The 20,217-nt window shown below is 49.8% G+C and carries 18 protein-coding genes; 15 read left to right on the forward strand and 3 right to left on the reverse strand.

Annotated features, from left to right (window positions below; all coding sequences use genetic code 11):
* Positions 1–8 precede the first annotated feature (8 nt).
* On the reverse strand, positions 9–1,178 hold the full coding sequence (locus L1X57_RS13440) for an isovaleryl-CoA dehydrogenase (protein WP_009724564.1): 1,170 nt from the start codon (positions 1,176–1,178) through the stop codon (positions 9–11).
* A 20-nt stretch (positions 1,179–1,198) separates the two neighbouring features.
* Positions 1,199–1,612: a MerR family transcriptional regulator gene (locus L1X57_RS13445; protein WP_009724565.1), complete on the reverse strand. Its 414-nt coding sequence runs from the start codon at positions 1,610–1,612 to the stop codon at positions 1,199–1,201.
* Between the two features lie 360 nt (positions 1,613–1,972).
* On the opposite strand from L1X57_RS13445, the gene L1X57_RS13450 reads away from it, so the two are divergent.
* The 9 genes from L1X57_RS13450 to L1X57_RS13490 all read left to right on the forward strand — a co-directional run bounded on the left by L1X57_RS13450 (position 1,973) and on the right by L1X57_RS13490 (position 11,089).
* Entirely contained in the window at positions 1,973–2,761 is a 789-nt protein-coding gene (locus tag L1X57_RS13450; protein ID WP_039869733.1) for an ABC transporter ATP-binding protein, read from the forward strand.
* The gene (locus L1X57_RS13455) at positions 2,758–3,507 is read left to right on the forward strand and encodes an ABC transporter ATP-binding protein (RefSeq protein WP_009724567.1); all 750 of its coding nucleotides are present in this window, start codon (positions 2,758–2,760) and stop codon (positions 3,505–3,507) included. The genes L1X57_RS13450 and L1X57_RS13455 overlap by 4 nt, the downstream gene beginning before the upstream one ends.
* Before the next feature lie 125 nt (positions 3,508–3,632).
* Positions 3,633–4,856, forward strand: coding sequence for an ABC transporter substrate-binding protein (locus L1X57_RS13460; protein WP_009724568.1), 1,224 nt, complete (start codon positions 3,633–3,635; stop codon positions 4,854–4,856).
* An 82-nt stretch (positions 4,857–4,938) separates the two neighbouring features.
* A complete protein-coding gene (locus L1X57_RS13465) occupies positions 4,939–5,826 on the forward strand; it encodes a branched-chain amino acid ABC transporter permease (RefSeq protein WP_009724569.1) in 888 nt (295 codons plus the stop codon).
* Between the two features lie 2 nt (positions 5,827–5,828).
* Positions 5,829–6,821, forward strand: a complete 993-nt coding sequence (locus tag L1X57_RS13470; protein ID WP_009724570.1) for a branched-chain amino acid ABC transporter permease — start codon at positions 5,829–5,831, stop codon at positions 6,819–6,821.
* 214 nt (positions 6,822–7,035) lie between these two features.
* Entirely contained in the window at positions 7,036–8,190 is a 1,155-nt protein-coding gene (locus tag L1X57_RS13475; protein ID WP_009724571.1) for an acyl-CoA dehydrogenase family protein, read from the forward strand.
* A 20-nt stretch (positions 8,191–8,210) separates the two neighbouring features.
* A complete protein-coding gene (locus L1X57_RS13480) occupies positions 8,211–9,326 on the forward strand; it encodes an enoyl-CoA hydratase/isomerase family protein (protein WP_009724572.1) in 1,116 nt (371 codons plus the stop codon).
* 24 nt (positions 9,327–9,350) lie between these two features.
* Positions 9,351–10,259, forward strand: coding sequence for a 3-hydroxyisobutyrate dehydrogenase (gene mmsB / locus L1X57_RS13485; RefSeq protein ID WP_260648641.1), 909 nt, complete (start codon positions 9,351–9,353; stop codon positions 10,257–10,259).
* Between the two features lie 197 nt (positions 10,260–10,456).
* Positions 10,457–11,089, forward strand: a complete 633-nt coding sequence (locus L1X57_RS13490; protein ID WP_009724574.1) for a glutathione S-transferase family protein — start codon at positions 10,457–10,459, stop codon at positions 11,087–11,089.
* An 886-nt stretch (positions 11,090–11,975) separates the two neighbouring features.
* Here L1X57_RS13490 and L1X57_RS13495 read toward each other — a convergent pair.
* The gene (locus tag L1X57_RS13495) at positions 11,976–12,896 is read right to left on the reverse strand and encodes a ketopantoate reductase family protein (protein WP_009724575.1); all 921 of its coding nucleotides are present in this window, start codon (positions 12,894–12,896) and stop codon (positions 11,976–11,978) included.
* 374 nt (positions 12,897–13,270) lie between these two features.
* On the opposite strand from L1X57_RS13495, the gene L1X57_RS13500 reads away from it, so the two are divergent.
* The 6 genes from L1X57_RS13500 (at position 13,271) to L1X57_RS13525 (ending at position 19,945) form a co-directional block, all read left to right on the forward strand.
* Positions 13,271–14,314 carry a linear amide C-N hydrolase gene (locus L1X57_RS13500; protein ID WP_009724576.1) on the forward strand — a complete coding sequence of 348 codons (1,044 nt, stop codon included), beginning with the start codon at positions 13,271–13,273 and terminating at the stop codon, positions 14,312–14,314.
* Between the two features lie 493 nt (positions 14,315–14,807).
* Positions 14,808–15,467, forward strand: coding sequence for a hypothetical protein (locus tag L1X57_RS13505; protein WP_143759789.1), 660 nt, complete (start codon positions 14,808–14,810; stop codon positions 15,465–15,467).
* A gap of 36 nt (positions 15,468–15,503) precedes the next feature.
* Positions 15,504–16,520, forward strand: a complete 1,017-nt coding sequence (locus L1X57_RS13510; RefSeq protein WP_234667734.1) for an IS30 family transposase — start codon at positions 15,504–15,506, stop codon at positions 16,518–16,520.
* Between the two features lie 174 nt (positions 16,521–16,694).
* Positions 16,695–17,426: a hypothetical protein gene (locus L1X57_RS13515; protein ID WP_009724578.1), complete on the forward strand. Its 732-nt coding sequence runs from the start codon at positions 16,695–16,697 to the stop codon at positions 17,424–17,426.
* Positions 17,427–17,578: 152 nt separating this feature from the next.
* A complete protein-coding gene (locus tag L1X57_RS13520; protein ID WP_009724579.1) occupies positions 17,579–19,213 on the forward strand; it encodes a TIGR04141 family sporadically distributed protein in 1,635 nt (544 codons plus the stop codon).
* Between the two features lie 93 nt (positions 19,214–19,306).
* Positions 19,307–19,945 carry a hypothetical protein gene (locus L1X57_RS13525; RefSeq protein WP_009724580.1) on the forward strand — a complete coding sequence of 213 codons (639 nt, stop codon included), beginning with the start codon at positions 19,307–19,309 and terminating at the stop codon, positions 19,943–19,945.
* Positions 19,946–20,217 lie beyond the last annotated feature (272 nt).

Below are 20,217 nucleotides of genomic sequence, written 5' to 3' on the forward strand. Positions count from 1 at the left end.
CGCGGCCCTTACTTTGTTTCGGTGAAGAGTTCGCGGCCAATCAGCATCCGGCGAATTTCGCTGGTGCCCGCGCCAATTTCATACAGTTTGGCATCGCGCAGAAGGCGACCAGTGGGGTACTCGTTGATATAGCCGTTGCCGCCGAGCAGTTGAATGGCATCTAGGGCAACTTGGGTGGCTTTCTCTGCGCAGTAAAGAATCACGCCCGCTGCGTCTTTACGAGAGGTTTGGCCGCGGTCGCAGGCCCCGGCAACGGCGTATAAGTAGGCGCGGCAAGCGTTCAGCGTGGTGTACATATCCGCCACTTTACCTTGAACCAACTGGAACTCGCCGATCGATTGGTTGAACTGCTTACGCTCATGAATGTAGGGCAGCACGACGTCCATGGCGGCCTGCATAATGCCGATAGGGCCAGCAGCCAGAACGGTGCGCTCATAATCCAGACCGCTCATGAGAACGCGAACCCCTTTACCGACCTCACCCAGTACGTTTTCAACCGGTACTTTGCAGTCTTGGAAAACCAGTTCGCAGGTGTTGGAGCCGCGCATGCCAAGCTTGTCGAGCTTCTGTGCAGTCGAGAAGCCAGGCATGCCTTTTTCAATAATGAAGGCGGTAATGCCTTTGGAGCCTGCTTCCGGATCAGTTTTGGCGTACACCACCAGTACATCGGCGTCAGGACCGTTGGTGATCCACATCTTATTGCCGTTAAGGATGTAATGATCACCATCCAGCTTGGCACGCAGCTGCATTGACACAACGTCAGAACCCGCTCCTGGCTCTGACATTGCCAGTGCGCCTATGTGGTCGCCGCTGATCAGCTTAGGCAGGTATTTCTCTTTTTGTTCAGCGCTGGCGTTAATCTTAAGCTGATTGACGCACAGGTTTGAGTGCGCACCATAGGAGAGTGCGACGGAAGCGCTTGCCCGGGAAATTTCTTCCATTGCAATGCAGTGGGCCAAGTAGCCCATACCACTACCGCCATCTTCTTCAGAAACGGTAATCCCCAACAGACCCATGTCGCCAAATTTCTTCCATAGATCGTTAGGGAATTCGTTGTTGCGGTCGATTTCAGCGGCACGCGGAGCAATTTCGCTAGCGGCAAAGGCATTGACCTGCTCGCGCAGCATGTTCAGTTCATCGTCGAGGCCGAAATTGAGTTCTGAATAGTGTGAAAACATGGTCAATCACCTTGTCATTGTTAAAGGGAGCTTTTCGTCGTTAAAGAAGGTTTTTCATTGAGTTCTTCAAGAGCCTGGCGGCAGCGAATTTCAGCGCTCTCAAGCTCTAGCTGCACCATCGTGATGTCTTTCATTTGTTGTTCTAGAGCCGATTTACGCTCGCTGATTTTGCTTAACATCAAATGCAACTGCTTTTCGCTGCCGCTACGGGTCTCATCCCACAGCTCAAATAGTTCGCGAATTTCTGCTAAGGAAAACCCAAGTCGTTTACCACGTAGCGTTAATTTCAGGCGCACGCGATCTTTGCTGCTGTAGATGCGTGTTTGGCCACGGCGAGCAGGGTGGAGTAACTCCTGGTCTTCATAAAAACGGATGCTTCGAGTGGTAACGTCAAACTCGCTGGCCAATTCGCTGATCGTGTAGGTTTTGCTCATGATCATTGTTCTCGTCGATAGGGGAATGTCCCTATGGAACACTGACCATGAGGCTAAAACAAGTTTACGTTAACGTAAAGCAGTAGTTGTGCTTTTGTGATTTGCTTTGTTTTTTGGTAAATATATGAAAAATAAGCATTTAGTTTGTTAATGTGAGGAAACGTTAAAGAAGCGTAGACCAAAGTTGTAATTGTAATACCCTACAAGTGATTGCTAGTTTGCACCTACACCTTACGTTCAGGTAAGGGTGTGTTGCCGGCTAACGAGTTTCACTTGATGAAGCGGTTGGTGAAACGTCAGCACCAAACACCCGGATACAAGAACACCCGAACACAAGAACAAAAAGAGGTTTACCACTCCATGCGTGCAGATGATGTTCTCAGTGGGCCAGTGCTCGAAACCCGAGGGCTGACCAAAGAGTTTCGCGGCTTTACCGCCGTGGATAACGTTAATCTTCAAGTTCAGGAAGGGCATATTCACGCCCTGATTGGCCCTAACGGTGCTGGAAAGACCACCGTTTTTAATCTGCTAACCAAGTTCTTGCCGCCCACCCGTGGAGAAATCCTTTATCGCGGTAAGCCCATTACCAGCAAAAAATCCAATGAAATTGCGCAGCTGGGTCTTGTGCGGTCATTTCAAATTTCAGCGGTGTTTGCCCATATGACGGCGCTGGAAAACGTGCGGGTAGCGCTGCAGCGTCAATTAGGCACATCGTTTCACTTCTGGAAATCAGAGAAGACGCTGGATCACCTTAATGAGCGTGCGCTAGAGCTACTTGATGAAGTTGGCCTGCGTGAATACGCCGATACGTTAACGGTAGAGATGCCTTATGGCCGTAAGCGCGCGCTCGAAGTCGCCACCACATTGGCGCTTGACCCTACGATGATGCTGTTAGATGAGCCGACTCAGGGGATGGGGGCAGAGGATGTTGACCGCATCGTGGCACTGATCAAGCGCGTCTCGAAAGGGCGCACAGTATTGATGGTGGAGCACAACTTGAGCGTGGTCAGCAGGCTTTGTGACCGCATTACGGTGTTGGCGCGCGGGGCGGTGTTGGCCGAAGGTGACTACGACGAGGTTTCCCGCAACCCGTTGGTGCGTGAGGCTTATATGGGCAGTGAAGCTGCTGAAGAGGAGGCTGCCGTATGAATACCGCTGAAGCCTATGAAACCAATGAGTTAGCCGATTCTCAAACACTAGAAATGCTGAGAGTGCAAGACCTGCACGCTTTCTATGGCGAGTCGCATATTCTTCACGGCGTGAATTTTGATGTTAAGCGTGGTGAGTTGGTCACGCTGCTGGGCCGCAACGGCGCGGGACGTAGTACTACCCTGAAATCCATTATGAATATGGTGGGGCGTCGTACTGGCTCGATTGTGATTAATGGCAACGAAACGCTGAATATGAAGGCACACCATATTCCAAGGCTTGGTATTGGTTACTGCCCTGAAGAGCGTGGCATTTTTGCAAGCCTGGATGTGCACGAAAATTTATTACTTCCGCCTACCGTTCGCTCTGGCGGAATGAGCCTAGATGAAATCTACGGCATGTTTCCGAACCTGTACGAACGTCGCAAAAGCCAAGGTACGCGGCTTTCCGGCGGTGAGCAGCAGATGTTGGCCATGGCGCGCATTTTACGCACCGGTGCGCGGCTTTTGCTACTCGATGAAATTACCGAAGGCTTAGCCCCCGTTATTGTGCAAAAACTTGGTGAAGTGCTTATTCAACTTAAAGAACGGGGTATGACCATTGTTCTGGTGGAGCAGAACTTTCGTTTTGCAGCGCCGCTGGCAGATCGTCATTTTGTAATGGATCACGGCCAGATTGTTGAAGAGATTAGCGCAGAACAGCTTCCGTCACGTCGAGATCATCTCAACACTATGCTGGGGGTATAACGCCGATCCAAAATAATAAAGCTGGATGAGTAACACGCGCAGTACCAAAACATTAAACGCTCAATAAGCACCTCATTAGAACGTCGTAACACAACAACAAAGGCCCCGAGGGCCAGGAGACGAACATGACCTTCATGAAAAAAACGCTGACCGCCAGTATCGCCGTTGCCGCCGCTTCTACTATGGCAATCTCTACCGCTCACGCTGAAATCAGCGATGGCGAAGTCCGTATTGGTTATTTGGCTGACATGTCAGGTACTTACCGTGACCTCGCTGGCCCAGGCGGCCAAACAGCAATGGAAATGGCTGTGGCTGATTTTGGCGGCAGTGTTAATGGCTCACCCATCGTTATTTTTAGTGCTGATGATCGTAATAGTGCCGACGTCGGTGCTAACACGGTACGTGAGTGGATCGACCAGCGTAACGTCGACATGGTAGGTGGCCTAGTGGCGTCCTCGGTGTCTATCGCAGTGACTAAAGTACTCGAAGAAAACAATGGCCTGGGCATCGTGTCGGGGTCTGCGGCATCAAGCATTACCAATGAACATTGCACTCCCAACCACATTCACTGGGTTTACGATACTTACCCACTGGCGAACGGTACTGCAAAAGCGGTAGTAGAGCAGGGCGGCGACAGCTGGTTCTTATTAACCGCTGACTATGCTTTCGGCCATGCGCTGGAATCTGACGTGACCAATGTTGTTGAAGCCAATGGCGGCGAAATTGTCGGTGGCGTGCGTCACCCGTTCCCGACGAGCGATTTCTCCTCATACATCCTTCAGGCTCAAGGGTCTGGCGCGAAGATTGTAGGCTTGGCGAACGCCGGTGCCGACACTGTTAACGCGATCACCACGGCTAGCCAGTTCGGGCTCACGCAGAGCGGCCAGCAGCTAGCAGGTCTGTTGATTTTCCTAAACGATGTACACGCGCTGGGGTTGGAGTCCACCCAAGGTCTGCTGTTAACCACTGGCTGGTATTGGGATATGGATGAAGATTCTCGTGAATGGTCAGAGCGCTACTTTGAAGAAGTTGGCCGTATGCCCACCATGGTTCAAGCGGGTATCTACTCAAGCACCATGCACTACCTGAAAGCCGTAGAAGCAGCCGGAACCGATGACCCTGAAGTTGTTCGCGCCCAGATGGCTGAGATGCCCATTGAGGACTTCTTTGCGCGTAACGGCTCTATTCGTGAAGATGGCCGTATGATTCACGACATGTATCTTGCCCAAGTGAAAACGCCGGAAGAGTCTACCGGTGAGTGGGATCTGTATGAAATCCTCAGCACCATTCCTGCCGATGAAGCCTACCGTCCGCTCTCTGAAAGTCAGTGCAAACTGGTTCAAAACTAAGTCGAATAACAACCGCAAGTGACGTTAGAACTGGTTGGTGGCAACTTGCCACCAACCGCTTGACGGCGAGGAGAGTCATACAATGACGATGATATTCGGCGTGCCATTGGCCGTTTTCATGGGCCAGCTAACGCTTGGGCTTGTGAATGGAGCTTTTTACGCACTGCTTAGTTTGGGCCTGGCGGTCATCTTCGGCCTACTGAAGATCGTCAACTTTGCCCATGGGGCGCAATACATGCTGGGAGCCTTCGCCGCACTGCTAGGCTTTCGCTATTTAGGTATCAATTATTGGTTGGCGCTGTTTCTGGTGCCGCTGGTAGTCGGTGGCTTTGGCATGCTGATGGAGCGCTTTTTGCTGCGTCGCATTGCCCATTTAGACCATCTCTATGGGTTGCTGCTTACCTTCGGGTTGGCGCTAATTTTTGAAGGCACGCTGGTTAATTTCTTTGGTGTTTCTGGCGCGCGATACTCGACCCCAGAAGCGCTTCAAGGCGGCCTGAACCTAGGCTTCATGTTCCTGCCTACCTACCGCGCTTGGGTGCTGGTAGCGGCATTGGCCATGTGTCTATTTACGTGGTTTATGATTGAGCGCACCCGGTTGGGCGCTTATCTGCGAGCGGGAACTGAGAACTCCCAACTGATGCAAGCGTTTGGGGTGAACGTGCCGCTGTTAATTACCCTTACTTACGGGTTTGGCGTAGCGTTAGCCGCTTTTGCCGGCGTGTTGGCAGCACCGCTATATCCTGTTTCACCTACCATGGGGTCAAGCTTGTTGATTGTGGTGTTTGCTGTCGTAGTTATCGGTGGTATGGGGTCTATTCTAGGTGCGATTCTAACCGGCCTAGGCATGGGGATCATCGAAGGCTTAACTAAAGTGTATTACCCCGAAGCCTCCAATACCGTGATCTTCTTGGTGATGATATTGGTGCTCATGTTACGCCCCGCTGGGCTGTTCGGTAAGGAGGCATAACCATGGCAGACTCTCAAGCACTCAATGCACCATCAGCCGTACAAGAACGTCAGAAACGAGCCAGAATGCGTCGCAATATGTTCTATCTAGCACTCTTGGCCGTTGGGTTAGTCGCTCCTTTTTTGGCTTATCCCGTTTTCCTGATGAAAATTCTTTGCTTCGCGCTCTTTGCCTGCGCCTTTAATTTGCTGCTGGGCTATGCGGGGTTGCTTTCGTTCGGACACGCTGCATTTTTAGCTACTGGTGGCTATGTAACCGGCTATTTATTGGCAAGCTATCCAGGGCTAACACCGGAGATGGGTATTATCGCAGGTACTTTAATGGCAACCCTGTTGGGGGGGCTGTTTGGGGTGCTTTCGATCCGACGTCAGGGCATTTACTTTGCCATGGTGACGCTAGCGCTTGCCCAGCTGATGTTCTTCGTCTTCGTTCAGTCATCGTTTACCGGTGGTGAGGACGGCTTGCACGGCGTGCCACGTGGTGATCTGTTTGGGATGATCAGCCTGAACAGTAACTTGGCGATGTACTACTTTGTGTTTGCGGTATTTATCTTTGGCTTCGCAGTGATTCAGCGTACCGTGCATTCACCCTTTGGGCAGGTGCTCAAGGCGATTCGTGAAAATGAACCGCGCGCTATTTCGCTAGGCTATAACGTAGATGCTTATAAGCTGTTGGCTTTTGTACTCTCTGCCGCACTGGCGGGGTTGGCGGGTTCTACCAAAACCGTGGTGTTTCAGCTGGCGTCGTTAACTGATGCGCACTGGCACATGTCGGGTGAAGTTATCTTAATGACGCTGCTGGGTGGGGTGGGCACATTGCTTGGGCCTCTCATGGGGGCGGGCATTGTTGTTAGCCTGCAGCACATTTTGGCACAGTCGCCGTTAGGCAACTGGGTAAGCGTCATTCTGGGAATTATCTTTGTTGTCTGCGTACTTAGCTTCCGCAGCGGCATTGTGGGCGAACTCGCCAAGATGTATCGCAAAAACTTCAAATAACCGATTCTTTCCGATGATTGGGTGCCCCAGGGCACCCTTTTTTGTGCCCAAGTCACGTCTCTACGCCAAAGGTAGTGGGGTAATCGGTTGCACGTGTCAGGGTAAGAATATAAGTTAACGTAAACGTCAACATTGCCAATAACGATAATAGCAAACGCCAGGCTGCTCAGTCTGATCACGGGCTGTTCAGCTATGCATGCTGCGGAGATTCGCCATGAATTTTGAGTTAAGTGAAGACCAGGTTGCTTTTTCCGATATGGCCCGGGCATTCGCCCAGAATGAGTTAGAACCCCACGCCGCGCAGTGGGATGCCGAATCCTTCTTTCCTGTCGATGTGATCCGCAAAGCGGGGGAGTTAGGTTTTTGCTCACTTTACGCGCCAGAACGCGTTGGCGGGCTTGGTCTTTCCCGTCTGGATGCCAGCATCATTTTTGAACAGCTTTCCATGGGTTGCACCTCAACCACCGCTTATCTCACCATTCATAACATGGTGACGTGGATGTTGGCCGACTTTGGCACGCCAGAAGCAGTGGAACAGTGGGGCGAAAAATTGGCCACCGGCGAGCTGCTAGGTTCTTACTGCTTAACCGAACCCAACTCAGGCTCTGATGCGGCCTCGCTCAAAACCACCGCTAAGCGCGATGGCGATGACTACTTACTCAACGGCAGCAAAATGTTTATTTCTGGCGCGGGCAGCACTGACTTCCTGGTGGTGATGGCACGCACCGGTGGTGAAGGTCCTGGCGGCGTTTCTGCCTTTGCGGTCGATGCCAAGTCAAGCGGCATTAGTTACGGCCGTAAGGAAGACAAAATGGGCTGGAACAGCCAGCCAACCCGCATGATTACCTTTGAAGATGTGCGCGTGCCCGCCAACCACTTGTTAGGCAATGAAGGCGACGGCTTCAAAATTGCCATGAAGGGTCTGGACGGAGGGCGTATCAACATTGCTACCTGCTCGATCGGCACCGCTCAGCAAGCGATCAATAAGGCCCGTGAATATATGCTGGAGCGTAAACAGTTCGGTAAGCGTTTGGCAGACTTCCAAGCGCTGCAGTTCCGTTTAGCAGATATGGTCACTGAGCTTGTGGCTGCCCGCCAGTTAGTGCGTATGGCAGCCACAAAGCTGGATGCGGGTCACCCCGATGCTACCGCCTACTGCGCCATGGCGAAGCGCTTTGCGACAGATGTCGGCTTCAAGGTGTGTGATGAGGCGCTTCAGCTCTATGGTGGCAACGGCTACATTAAGGAGTACCCGATGGAGCGCTATGTGCGTGACACCCGTGTACATCGCATTCTGGAAGGAACCAACGAAATCATGCGGCTGATCATTTCCCGCCGCGTGCTATCTGATGGTGCCTCTGAGCTGTAGCCAACCACAAGGACAATGGAATGAGTAGCGTACTGTTTGCTGAACACGCCACCCAAGATGGCCATGTTATTGGCGAGATCACGCTTAACGCCGAGCGTTCACTGAATGCCCTGACGTTGGAGATGATTGAAGAGATTCTGCCGCGCTTGACCGCGTGGCAAACCGACGAGCGAGTCGTTGCTGTTCTGTTGGATAGCGCTGGCGAAAAAGCGTTTTGCGCAGGGGGCGATGTCGTCAATTTGTATAAAGCGATCAAAGGAGACGGCGAGCCAGATTTCCCAGAGCGTTTTTTTGAACACGAGTACCGCCTGGACTACCTGCTGCACACCTATCCCAAGCCTGTTATTTGCTGGGGCAGCGGTATTGTAATGGGCGGAGGTATGGGGCTACTTAGCGGTAGCAGCCACCGAATCGTAACGGAAACCTCACGTCTGGCGATGCCAGAAGTAACGATTGGCCTTTACCCAGACGTTGGCGCTAGCTGGTTTTTAAACCGCCTGCCGAATGGCACCGGACGCTTTCTAGCCATGACCGGCAGCCAAATTAACGCGCCAGATGCTGTTCATCTGGGCCTTGCGGATCGCGCGATTGCTAGCCATTACCGCGCAGCTCTGGCTCAACAACTGATGGACGCAACCTGGGGTGAAGGAAATCAAACTGACGCGCATGGTGTGGTTAACAGTGTGCTGCGCGAATTTGAACAAGCCTCTCAAGAGGTATTTGCCGAGCTGGAATCGCCGGTTCACAAATCCGCCGCATTGATTCGTGAGCTAATGGATCACGACACGGTTGAGCAAGCCGTGGATGCCGTGCTGGCAGTGAGCAGCGACGACAAATGGTTCAGCAAAGCGCAGAAAACGCTTTCCCACGGTAGCCCTGTGTCAGTGAAGCTGATTGATGAGCAGCTAAAGCGCGCCAAGCATATGTCGTTGGCTGAGGTGTTTCAGTTTGAGCTGGCGCTTTCCGTGCAGTGCTGCCGTCATCAGGAATTCCCCGAAGGCGTGCGTGCGCTGTTGGTCGATAAAGATGGCCAGCCTGCGTGGAAATATCCAGATGTCGCGTCAGTCGAGCAAGCCTTTATCGATGAGTTGCTGGCTTCACCGTGGGAAAAGAGCCCCCTAGCAGATCTTCGCTAATCCATTTTTCAGTCAATATTTCTAATAAGGACAACAAAGATGACCACCGTCGCGTTTATCGGTTTAGGCAATATGGGCGGCCCCATGGCGGCCAACTTGGCGAAAGCGGGCTTTAACGTTCGCGCGTTCGACCTTTCTGATCAGGCCTTGGAAGCAGCGAAATCCCAAGGCTGTGAGATAGCGGCTTCTGCCAAGGCAGCAGCCACCGATGCAGATTTTATTATTTCCATGCTACCCGCAGGCAAGCACGTGCGTGGGCTTTATGTGGATGGCGACGAGCCGCTGTTTGATGTCATCAAAAAGAGCGCTTTGGTGATTGACTGCTCGACCATTGATGCGGATACCGCCCGCAGCGTTGCTGCCGCTGGCGCTGAAAAAGGCGTTGGCTTTGTCGATGCGCCGGTGTCTGGCGGGGTAGGCGGAGCTCAAGCGGGCACGCTCACCTTCATTGTTGGCGGTAGCGCTGCACAGTTTGAACAGGCCAAGCCCGTCCTTGATGTGATGGGTAAGAATATCTTCCATGCCGGCGACCACGGCGCAGGGCAGGTGGCTAAAGTGTGCAACAACATGCTGCTTTCCATCCTGATGGCGGGCACTTGTGAAGCGATCAATATGGGCGTGAAAAACGGACTGGATCCTGCGGTGCTGTCCGAAATCATGAAACAAAGCTCTGGGGGCAACTGGGCGCTTAATGTTTACAACCCATATCCCGGCGTGATGGAAAATGCCCCCGCCTCGAAAGGCTATCAAGGCGGCTTCCAGGTAGACCTGATGATTAAAGACCTGGGCCTCGCTATGGATGTTAGCCAACAAAGCGCCTCACCGGTGCCTATGGGCTCCGCCGCACGCTCGCTATTCACCCTGCATAAAGCAGGTGGCAACGGCAAACTCGACTTCTCCAGCCTGCTGCAGTTTTATCAAGATAAGGAGTGAGGGTAAGGCGTGAATGGAAAGTGGTGAGGAGCAAGTGGTGGTGTAGCGCGTGGTAACGAGTTTTGCGAGGAACGAGCAATACGAGGCACCCAGGAGAGGGCGGCGAAGCCGCCCCAGCTATCCCACTAAAGCCCCAGTTTGTTTCCGACCTCAAGAGCGGGCAAACTCAAAGAAAATGCTCATACACGAGGACTGCCATGATTACGCTTTGGGGCCGCAATAACTCCACTAACGTCAAAAAAGTGCGTTGGTTACTTGAAGAGCTCGGATTGACGTTTGAGCAAATTCCGGCAGGGCTAGAACATGGGGTCAACAATACCCCCGCGTACTTGGCCATGAACCCCAATGGGCTGGTGCCGCTACTCAAAGACGACGCTACTGATAGCGTGTTATGGGAATCCAACACCATTATCCGCTACCTAGCAGCGCAGTATGGCCAAGGTAACTTATGGATAGATGACCCCGCCAAGCGCGCCCAGGCAGAGAAATGGATGGACTGGGCGAACAATACGCTTTCGCCCAGGCACCGCGTTATTTTGCAGGGATTCGTAAGAACACCGCCGGAAGAGCGCGATAATGCCGCTATTGATGCCGGAATACTAGCCTGCGAAAGGTTATTCGAGCTGCTAGATAACGTGCTGGAAAACCAAAGCCAATCATGGCTTTCCGGCGATGAATTTGGCCTCGGCGACATCGCCGTAGCGCCGTTTATCTATAACTTATGGAACATTGGGTTAACCTGGCAGCGGCGCCCCAATCTGGAGCGCTGGTACCAACAGCTTACAGAACGCCCCGCCTTTCAGAACGTAGTGATGATCCCTGTAACGTGATGTAGAAAGCGGCCCTTCCTGATGAAGAGAGGGCGCTCTAGCGCGCTACAATTTGCTAATCAGCAAAATACGCGGACTTTATCGTGCATTTATGCGATGGAGCATACGGGTTTCGTAGTGCGTGGTAAGCGAAGCGCACCCGCAATGGCAGCCCGGCGCAGCAGTATTTGGCTAGTCTGTAAGGGATAGCCTAAGAGCTGCGCTACCATCGCGGGTGCCTTATGGCTCGTCCCTCACCATGCGTTACCCGCGCTACAATTTGCCAAACGGCTCAATACACGGATCTTATCGGGCATATACGCGATGGAGCATACGGGTTTCGTAGTGCGTGGTAAGCGAAGCGCACCCGCAATGGCAGCCCGGCGCAGCAGTGTTTGGCTAGTCTGTAAGGGACAGCCTAAGAGATGCGCTACCATCGCGGGTGCCTTATGGCTCGTCCCTCGCCATGCGTTACCCGCGCTACAATTTGCTAAAAGGCTCAATACATGGGCTTGATCGTGCATTTATGCGATGGAGCATACGGGTTTCGTAGTGCGTGGTAAGCGAAGCGCACCCGCAATGGCAGCCCGGCGCAGCAGTGTTTGGCTAGTCTGTAAGGGACAGCCTAAGAGCTGCGCTACCATCGCGGGTGCCTTATGGCTCGTCCCTCGCCAAGCGTTACCCGCGCTACAATTTGCTAAACGGCTCAATACACGGATCTTATCGGGCATATACGCGATGAAGCATACGGGTTTCGTAGTGCGTGGTAAGCGAAGCGCACCCGCAATGGCAGCCCGGCGCAGCGGTTGTAAGTGGAACAGCACAGCCCTGACAGCACAGTAAATAAGGACAATTTATATTGTGGGAGGGCGCTTTAGCGCGCGATGATTCAGCCACTAAATGTTCCCTAAAACTTCGCCTCCAATTTAGCCAATTCGCTATCAAGCTCCTTCAACAACCCACACGGCAACCCATGGCGCTCGGCGCTATCAATCAACGGCCCTAAAATCGCCCCGCGCTCGGTGGTGCGTCTGGCCTCAACATCCTGCAACATCGAGGCCTTATTGTTAGCGGTGTTCTCCACCACCTGCCACACAAGCGCCAACCACGCGTCTTCACCTTCGCCACCATTCGGTGGTGCAATGTTTTCCTGCTTTAAAATCGCCGCGACTTCCTTTACCACCGCTGCCAAACGGACTGCATAAGCATCACCGCGCAGCTCACCATTGCGCACGCCATTGAGCGCCACCAATGGGTTGATCGCCGCATTAACCGCCAGCTTTTGCCACAGGCGTTGGCGAATATCGTCTACCGGCGTGGCGGTAAAGCCTGCCTCACCTAACGTCTGCGCCAGTGTTTTTGCTAGCGCAGCGCGTTGATTGTTGAGATCACCAATAAACGTCGGCCCGCGCCCGGCGTGAACCACGCCATCACTGCCGGTTAAGTAAGCGCCTTGAGTCGTGGTCGCACACAGCACTGGCCCTGGCCACCTATCAGTCAGCCGTGGCTGTGCCAAAAAACCGTTCTGCCACAGCACCAGCGGGGTCGTGGGCGCAACCACATCGGCAATGCTGGCAAGCGCCGCCTCGGCGGCCATGGCTTTGGTGGTGATATGCACAAACCCAGGCACAGGCAGTGAGTGAGAGGCTAGCTCCGCAACCGTAACGCTCGCTAGCCGCTGAGTTCGTTCTTCACCTTCAGGGGTGGTCAGGCGTTGCTGTTCAGGCAATGCACGTCGGCCAATCAAGGTGATGTCAGTAATGGGTGAAAGCGAATGCGCCAACAGGCGACCAATGGCCCCAGGGCCAAGTATCCAATGGGAAGTCATCGTTGATTTTTAGCCATCAGTAGCGGTGTTATCGCCAAGCTTACCGTGTTCAGCATAAGGAAATGAAGGTGAGATGAAGTGCCGCAAGCTACTCGGTTAATTTTTAATGATGATGCACATGATTAGCTGCCTGTCTCATCTAGCTAGGTGAATGATCGATGTGCTCGGAAGGTGGATTTGCATCGCCTCAAAAGTTAACTATATTTTGTATTTGTGGAGTTTTTCTGGGGTAAAGAATTAACGAAAATAGCTTGGGTGGAAGGCTGATTGCTCGAGCCTGCTTTGGGCTATCGGCCTTTAATCAGACGCTCGATTTAAGCGTCTTTTCATAAGGGCGTTGTGCTGGCGATTTACACGCTCTAAAGGAGTAATTCATGCGTAGGTATTACAGAGGGGGCGTTGCCATCGTGATTGGTGCGATGGTAATGGCCAATGCAGCATGGGCGTGTTCTAGGTACTTATGGAATGACAACGAGCAGGGCATTTATGTTGCCCGCACAATGGACTGGCCCGAATCGACAGATCCGGTTATTACTGTCTTCCCCCGTGGCATGGAGCGAAATGGGGGCATGCTGGGCGCGGAAGTCGTCGTGGAGGAGAACGCAGCAACATGGACGTCGAAGTACGCCAGCATGGTCACCACGGTTTATGGCATCGGCGCTGCCGATGGATTCAACGAAAAGGGGCTGGCGTTCCACATGCTCTATCTCACGGCCACCGACTTTGGCCCGCGTGACCCTGGCAAACCAGGAATGCAGGCAGGTTTGTGGGGGCAATATGTGATCGACAACGCAGCCACTGTCGAAGAAGCACTCGACATACTCGAAGATGTACAAATTGTCATGGCGGAGGCGCGGGGTAGTAAGGCAACCGTACATTTGGCAATTGAAGATGCTACTGGGGATTCAGCGATCATTGAATATATCGATGGTGAATCCATGATTCACCACGGTAGAGAATTTAGAATCATGACCAATGATCCGCCTTACGATCAGCAATTGGCACTGCTGGAAGAATTAGACTTTTCAAACCCAAGCAGCGATACACCGCTGCCAGGGAACGTCAAGCCGACCGACCGTTTCCAGCGAATCGCCTACTATTCGTCGATGCTGCCGGAGCCACAGAACGAGCGCGAAGCTGTGGCAAGCGCACTTGCGATTGCCCGAAATGTATCGGTTCCGTTTGGCGCGCCGTATAAAGGTTTCGGTATTTATAACACCGAGTACCGCACCGTTATGAACCTCTCAGCGCTTAGGTACTACTTCGAGCTAACGACCAGCCCCAACGTAATATGGGCTGATCTCTCTGAGCTAGACCTAGACGAAGGTTCGCCGGTGCAAGTGCTCGATCCGAATAATATCGAACTTTCTGGCGACGTCAGCAGCGACTTCACAGTCGCCGAAAGATCTCCGTATTAAACAAGCCCGTAACGTGCCGATGCAGTTGACCGAGTTAGTTTGGTCCACTGCATCGGCTTTTTTTATATAAGTGATAGCAGCAGTGCAAGTGTGTTATCAGCCAATAGACTCTAGGCGTGGCAGAAAACCGTAATGCGCGGCTAATGACTAATGACGAGGCTGCGGTTTATCTGCTAGCGTTAGGGCTAAGAAAATTTTGAGTGAAAGGCTGGGTCACGCCTCAAGGGGAGGGCGGCTTGTGTGAAGTGGTATATGCAATATCGGCTTTCGACCCAAAGCGGCCCTTTCAGAGAAAGCGGCATGCTGACTCAGCCGTGTTATGCAGCCGGCACGATAATCTATGTCATGCTGCCTATTTATACTTAATTAATTTAAATTTCAATGGGATAGCTCGTGAATGAGGGGATGTATAACCTGAATGGACGCGCCGCAGGGTTCATTCAGGTTATGTAGAGGGGAGTATCATCACTGTTATACCTATAAGGATTGAACCGTGAAATTACCAGTTACATGTGCACAATGCATGCAAGCGGACATCGCAAACGCGATGATCATCGCAACGGTTGAATTCAAGGATGATGGTCGATATGAGATTATGTGTCCAAAGGGCCATTCTTCCATTACCCTATTGCAACAACAAAAGTTTGAAATACTTTTTGATATTGGCGCTTACGCAATCGTAGATGGCTATTATCGAGAGGCAGTTTCGTCGTTTACTTCTGCATTAGAAAGATTCTACGAATTCTTTATAAAAGTTGTATGTATATCAAAAAATATTGATTTTTCTAATACGCAAGAAGCATGGAAAGAGATCTCGAATCAATCTGAAAGGCAGCTAGGAGCTTTCATTTTTCTTCATCTTCAGGAAACTGGAAGTAAGCCAACTTTGCTCAGCAATAATAAAATAAAATTTCGTAATGAAGTTATCCATAAGGGCAAAATACCAAGTAAAGAACAGGCTGTTGAATATGGTCAGGCCGTTCTCGATGCGGTTCGCCCACTTCTTAAAAAGCTCAAAGAAGAGTATGGAGATGCGGTCGGAACGGCTACATTCCAGCATCTAAGCAATACCAGAAGTCCATCTGATAATAGTATGGCTGTTTCAACGATGTGCATTTCAACAATTTTAAGTCTCCTTGGCCGCAGAAACTGAGTGCAACACCTGAGCATTTCGCTAAGGTGTTGTCCCATGTCTTACCTCGAACTCAGTATTGAAGAACGTGCCAGCATCCAAGTGGGTCAAGCCCAAGGGATGAGCCTTCGGCATATTGCCCAGCTCCTGGGGCGAGCTCCTTCAACCATCTCTCGTGAAATACGCCGTAACCAAATGGCCCAGAACGGTTACTGCGCCCGGTACGCCCAACGTCAGCGAGAAAAGCGTCGAGAGGTCTGTCGTCCTGCGCGTAAGCTTTTGCCAGGCACCGAGCGGTTTGATCTCATCGTGCATATGTTGCGGCGACGCTTGTCTCCCGAACAAATTAGCGGCAAGCTCAAGACGATGAAACTACCTGATTTGCGCGATGCCTACGTCTGCCGAGAGACCATCTACACGGCCATTTATGCCTTGCCTGTTGGCCACCTTCGCAAGGAACTGATTCACTGCTTGCGACAAGGTAAAACCACACGCAAGCCTCGCCGTGGCGAAGTGGATCGACGTGGCCAGATCCCTGACATGGTCAGCATTCACTTACGTCCGCCCGAGGTCAGTAAGCGTGAAATGCCCGGCCACTGGGAAGGCGATCTGATCAAAGGTAAGAATAACGCGTCCGCGGTAGGCACCTTGGTAGAGCTTAGTAGTGGCTATCTGATCCTCGCAAAAATGGACGACGCCACCGCCACCTCCGCCGTAGCAGGCTTTAGTGCTGCTCTGAATCGAATGCCGACCACCGCTCGAAAAAGCATGACCTATGATCAGGGGCGTGAAATGGCACAACATGCAAAAATCACTCAAGAAACCGGCGTTGCGATTTACTTTTGCGATCCCCATAGCCCCTGGCAACGTGGGGCCAATGAGAATATCAATGGCCTTATCCGTCAATATTTACCGAAAGGAACGGACCTTTCAGTACATAGCCAGGAAGAGCTGGACGCCATTGCCTTTGAGCTGAATATGCGACCTCGAAAACGCTTTGGATTTAAATGTCCGATAGAAGTGATGAGCGAGCTGATGGCCAAGTACCATGAAAGCCCATCAACCATCCAATGAGTGTGTTGCACTCAGAGTCTGCATCCGCCCTCTCTAATGGTGAGCCAGCCCATGATGAGAGAAGCTTGAAAGATGCAATCTCACAGCTACGGCGTTGGTAAAAGGTATAACAAGGCGCTATTGCCGGACAAACTTGCCGCAAAGCGCGGCGTTATGTGATTAGCGGAGAAATCAATGAGTGATAGTTTATTCTTTAGAGAAAAATGCCCGAAATGCAGAGCAAAAAATGTTAGATTTGAGGTGATGTCGGAAAGCATAAGTGATGACTCTATCTATGCTGAGGCTTATGTATATGACGACTGGAGGGAGTATGATTACTTTCTTTTTTCACTCTCATCAAAATGCAACGAATGCAATCGAATTGTATCGGCAGATGTTGCAGTAATACACAACTTCGAAAAAAACTCAAAATGTGAATCACTAAAAGAGTTTTCTAGCATCGATGGTGAGTTAATAAGCAATGAAAAATTGCTTATTCATTTCAATTACCCTCCAGTTATACCAATGCAGCCAATAAGTAGTCCAACGATCGTTGATATACTTCATTTATTCGAACAGATGGTACAATGCTACAATATTAAGTCATGGGATGCTGTAGGTATGTTATGCCGAAAAATTATTGACATAGAATCACAAAAAATGTGGCATAAAAAGTTTCCAGGTATTCGTTGTCCAAATCTCTACAATAGGGTCGAGAAATTGCTAGTTCCTGATAAAGATGTTGAAAAAAGCGATGGCTGTCTAAACATAGATAATAAAAACCATAAAATTTTAAATCGAATTGAGCAAATAAGACTGCTAGGTAATGAAGCAGCACATAGTGAGTTGCTTTTCGATGAGACAGACGCAGAAACGGGGTATATTTTCACAATGTTTTTTATGGACGAAATTATTGGTTGGGAGTGAAAATCACATAACAAACTATTCAAAAGGTATTCGCAACGAGTGGCATTTTTACTATGCATTGGTTTAAGTGATTACGGTGGTATGCTGCAGCTTCGATATAGCGTTTCTCACCTCTTAACAGGGCTTTATGCATCAGCAAGGAGTTGATATCCGTGGGAGATAAAAAACCATACTTACATTTTAACGCATTTTTGGCCAAAGATGAGCATGCTTCTCTGCAAACTGCGGACTACCTAAAAGTTCCATCTCAAGTTAATGCTCATGAGCTTGATAGTAAACATGACCTTGAAGGAAAATTGTTCTTAAAAATTAATAAAGAGAAAAAACCCAAATGGAGTGGTTTTGCGGAGAATGTTACAGGCGTTTCATTAGATGAACTCTCTAATCGTTCCAGTTCAGCAGTTCTTATTATCAAAACAGCCACAGCTACAATGGCTTTTACCTTTGGCTATGGTCGATTCCTGATAGATACGAAATATTTTGTGCATGATTTTGGAATTAAAACTGCGCTTAATACACTTAACCATGACAGTTTGCGGAGCGTTGACCTTTTCACGCTAGAAGATCAGGCAGTCCAGAAAAAGTCGCAAGCTTCTAGAGAGTCCTCTGTCGGTGTGTTTGGTATTGATATCTCGAGAGATGTTCTTAGAGCTGTCACTGGGTCACCTAAAGATGGTGTGAGCTTGAAAAACATTTCTGGCGGGGATGCTGTTTATTCATTTGGCGTAGAAATGGATGTGGATGAAATATCCCAATTGGTTGATTTGCTCTTTGCTTACTATGCAAATGATTCATACAAAAGAAACTTTTCCTGGGTCGATAATATTAGGAAGGTCAAAGCAAAGTCCGAAATTGATCGTTTGGATTCTAAGTTGATCGATAAAATAAAAACAAAGAGCACCAAAATAACCATAACTATTCCTGAGATTGTTCAATGGGATAGCATCTATGGGTTCAGCTACACTCGAACTAAAAACTCTATAAAACCAACCATCGAGCCTAAGGAATACATTGATAACATAGATTTCGCTAAGGTGTCGATTGACTCAATCAAGCGAGACAGGCTATTTGTTTACGACGTTAATGAAAATGAGTCCGAGCATCAAATATATAAGTGCATCTATTTTGAACATAAAGAAATAGATAAAACTTACATACTATTCGCAGGGTTATGGTACGAAATCGACAATAGCTTTATGGCTAGAGTTGACGCTACGTTGGGGAGGATAAATGTATCATCTCTTGCTTTTCCAAAAGTTTATATTTGGGATGAAATAGAAGACGGAAAGACAAAATCAAAGATTGAATCAGAAGGTGATTACAATAAACGAGCTTCGACAAACTATAGCTATCATCTGCTCGATAAGGAGTTGATAAAAAGCAATAGAACCACTACGTCTATAGAGCTATGTGACTTGATGACAGATAACAAGCAGTTTGTTCATGTTAAACATAGAAAAGGCGGATCAGCTGGTTTAAGTCACCTTTTTGCACAAGGTAGTGTCTCTGCTGAGATTTTGCTTGGTGACAGAGAATTTAGGAAAAAAACGAGAACTGTTTTAAGACGAGTAAGTAGTGGTTTACAGGATAGTGTTCCACTTGATAAATTTAAAAGCGATGGCGTTGAAATTGTTTTTTTGATCTTAGGTGAGGATTCAGCAAGCTTAAAGAGCAATTTACCGTTTTTTAGTAAAGTTAACCTATCAAAGGCATTCGAAAACTTATCGCAAAGAGGTTTTGAAGTAAGTGTTGCTGGTGTAGGAACAGAGTCCAAACCTAATGCATAAAGAGGCGCTGAACTTGGATAAATTATTCGCTTTGTTCCTAATTTACCGGTGAGCGCAGCTTTAGCTTCACTTCACAGGAGAACGGAAAGCTCCATGAATGACATTCAGAAATACTTAACACCAAACAGAGAGGATTTTGATAAAGATCCTTTTGGTTACAGTGCATTGGCTCGACATAAATGGGGGATGGCTAGCACCATCGCAGGCTTTCCAATCGATATTACAAAACCAGCAACAGATGAAGAGCTCAAAAACCCTATACTCTGGATGTCGCAGGCTCATGCGCTTTCAGAAGCTGCAGCGGCTGTCCTAAGTAAAGATCAAAAATTCGAAGTTATGCCTCCACCAGTGCGTAGCGCATGTGACAGTCAGTACTGCGCAGTTGGGCTAATGCTTGTCGGTTACAGCTTAGAGATATGTCTGAAGTCTATGATAATTATTAGAGAAGGAGTTGATGGTTATCGAAAAATTGAGAAGAAAACAAAACATCATCGGTTACACGATTTAGCAAACTTTATACCTGATCTAAGTAAAAAAGAAATCGCAATACTTAGGGGGCTAACTCATTTTGTTTATTGGGCAGGTAGATATCCAGATCCAGGATCCGGAAAAGAAGGTGAAGCAGAAGAAATTTTCAATATATCAGAAAAATATAAAGTTTCAGCCCATGACCTGTTTAAATTAACAACAAAGGTTATGGGTCATGCGCAGACTGTGGCGGCAGAGTTATGATAAAAGTCAAAGCTAACAAGAAAAAGCAGCCGGACTGCTCCGCCGCGCGCTGTTTTCGGCGTTAAACCGCTACATCAGTGTCGCCTAAAAGACCGCTTCTGGCCGTATAACGACGGTTTGTCCTAGACCGTTGTTTGACTGCATCACACTTCTTTGAATAGGCCATAGGATAGCTCCAAAAACGCGACGAGACTCGGAGGTAGCTCCAATCAGTCCACCCAAAAATCTATGAACGCGGTTCAGGGTAGAGCGGGGCAATGCTGGCCCGACAA

Source organism: Halomonas sp. TD01, assembly GCF_923868895.1.
Taxonomy (GTDB): domain Bacteria; phylum Pseudomonadota; class Gammaproteobacteria; order Pseudomonadales; family Halomonadaceae; genus Vreelandella.

Coding starts and splice junctions, on each gene's coding strand:
- L1X57_RS13465 (WP_009724569.1), top strand. CDS start 4,939: ATGACGATGATATTCGGCGTGCCATTGGCCGTTTTCATGGGCCAGCTA.
- L1X57_RS13490 (WP_009724574.1), top strand. CDS start 10,457: ATGATTACGCTTTGGGGCCGCAATAACTCCACTAACGTCAAAAAAGTG.
- L1X57_RS13440 (WP_009724564.1), bottom strand. CDS start 1,178: ATGTTTTCACACTATTCAGAACTCAATTTCGGCCTCGACGATGAACTG.
- L1X57_RS13480 (WP_009724572.1), top strand. CDS start 8,211: ATGAGTAGCGTACTGTTTGCTGAACACGCCACCCAAGATGGCCATGTT.
- L1X57_RS13495 (WP_009724575.1), bottom strand. CDS start 12,896: ATGACTTCCCATTGGATACTTGGCCCTGGGGCCATTGGTCGCCTGTTG.
- L1X57_RS13455 (WP_009724567.1), top strand. CDS start 2,758: ATGAATACCGCTGAAGCCTATGAAACCAATGAGTTAGCCGATTCTCAA.
- L1X57_RS13475 (WP_009724571.1), top strand. CDS start 7,036: ATGAATTTTGAGTTAAGTGAAGACCAGGTTGCTTTTTCCGATATGGCC.
- L1X57_RS13515 (WP_009724578.1), top strand. CDS start 16,695: ATGAGTGATAGTTTATTCTTTAGAGAAAAATGCCCGAAATGCAGAGCA.
- L1X57_RS13450 (WP_039869733.1), top strand. CDS start 1,973: ATGCGTGCAGATGATGTTCTCAGTGGGCCAGTGCTCGAAACCCGAGGG.
- L1X57_RS13470 (WP_009724570.1), top strand. CDS start 5,829: ATGGCAGACTCTCAAGCACTCAATGCACCATCAGCCGTACAAGAACGT.
- L1X57_RS13525 (WP_009724580.1), top strand. CDS start 19,307: ATGAATGACATTCAGAAATACTTAACACCAAACAGAGAGGATTTTGAT.
- L1X57_RS13460 (WP_009724568.1), top strand. CDS start 3,633: ATGACCTTCATGAAAAAAACGCTGACCGCCAGTATCGCCGTTGCCGCC.
- L1X57_RS13510 (WP_234667734.1), top strand. CDS start 15,504: ATGTCTTACCTCGAACTCAGTATTGAAGAACGTGCCAGCATCCAAGTG.
- L1X57_RS13445 (WP_009724565.1), bottom strand. CDS start 1,612: ATGAGCAAAACCTACACGATCAGCGAATTGGCCAGCGAGTTTGACGTT.
- L1X57_RS13500 (WP_009724576.1), top strand. CDS start 13,271: ATGCGTAGGTATTACAGAGGGGGCGTTGCCATCGTGATTGGTGCGATG.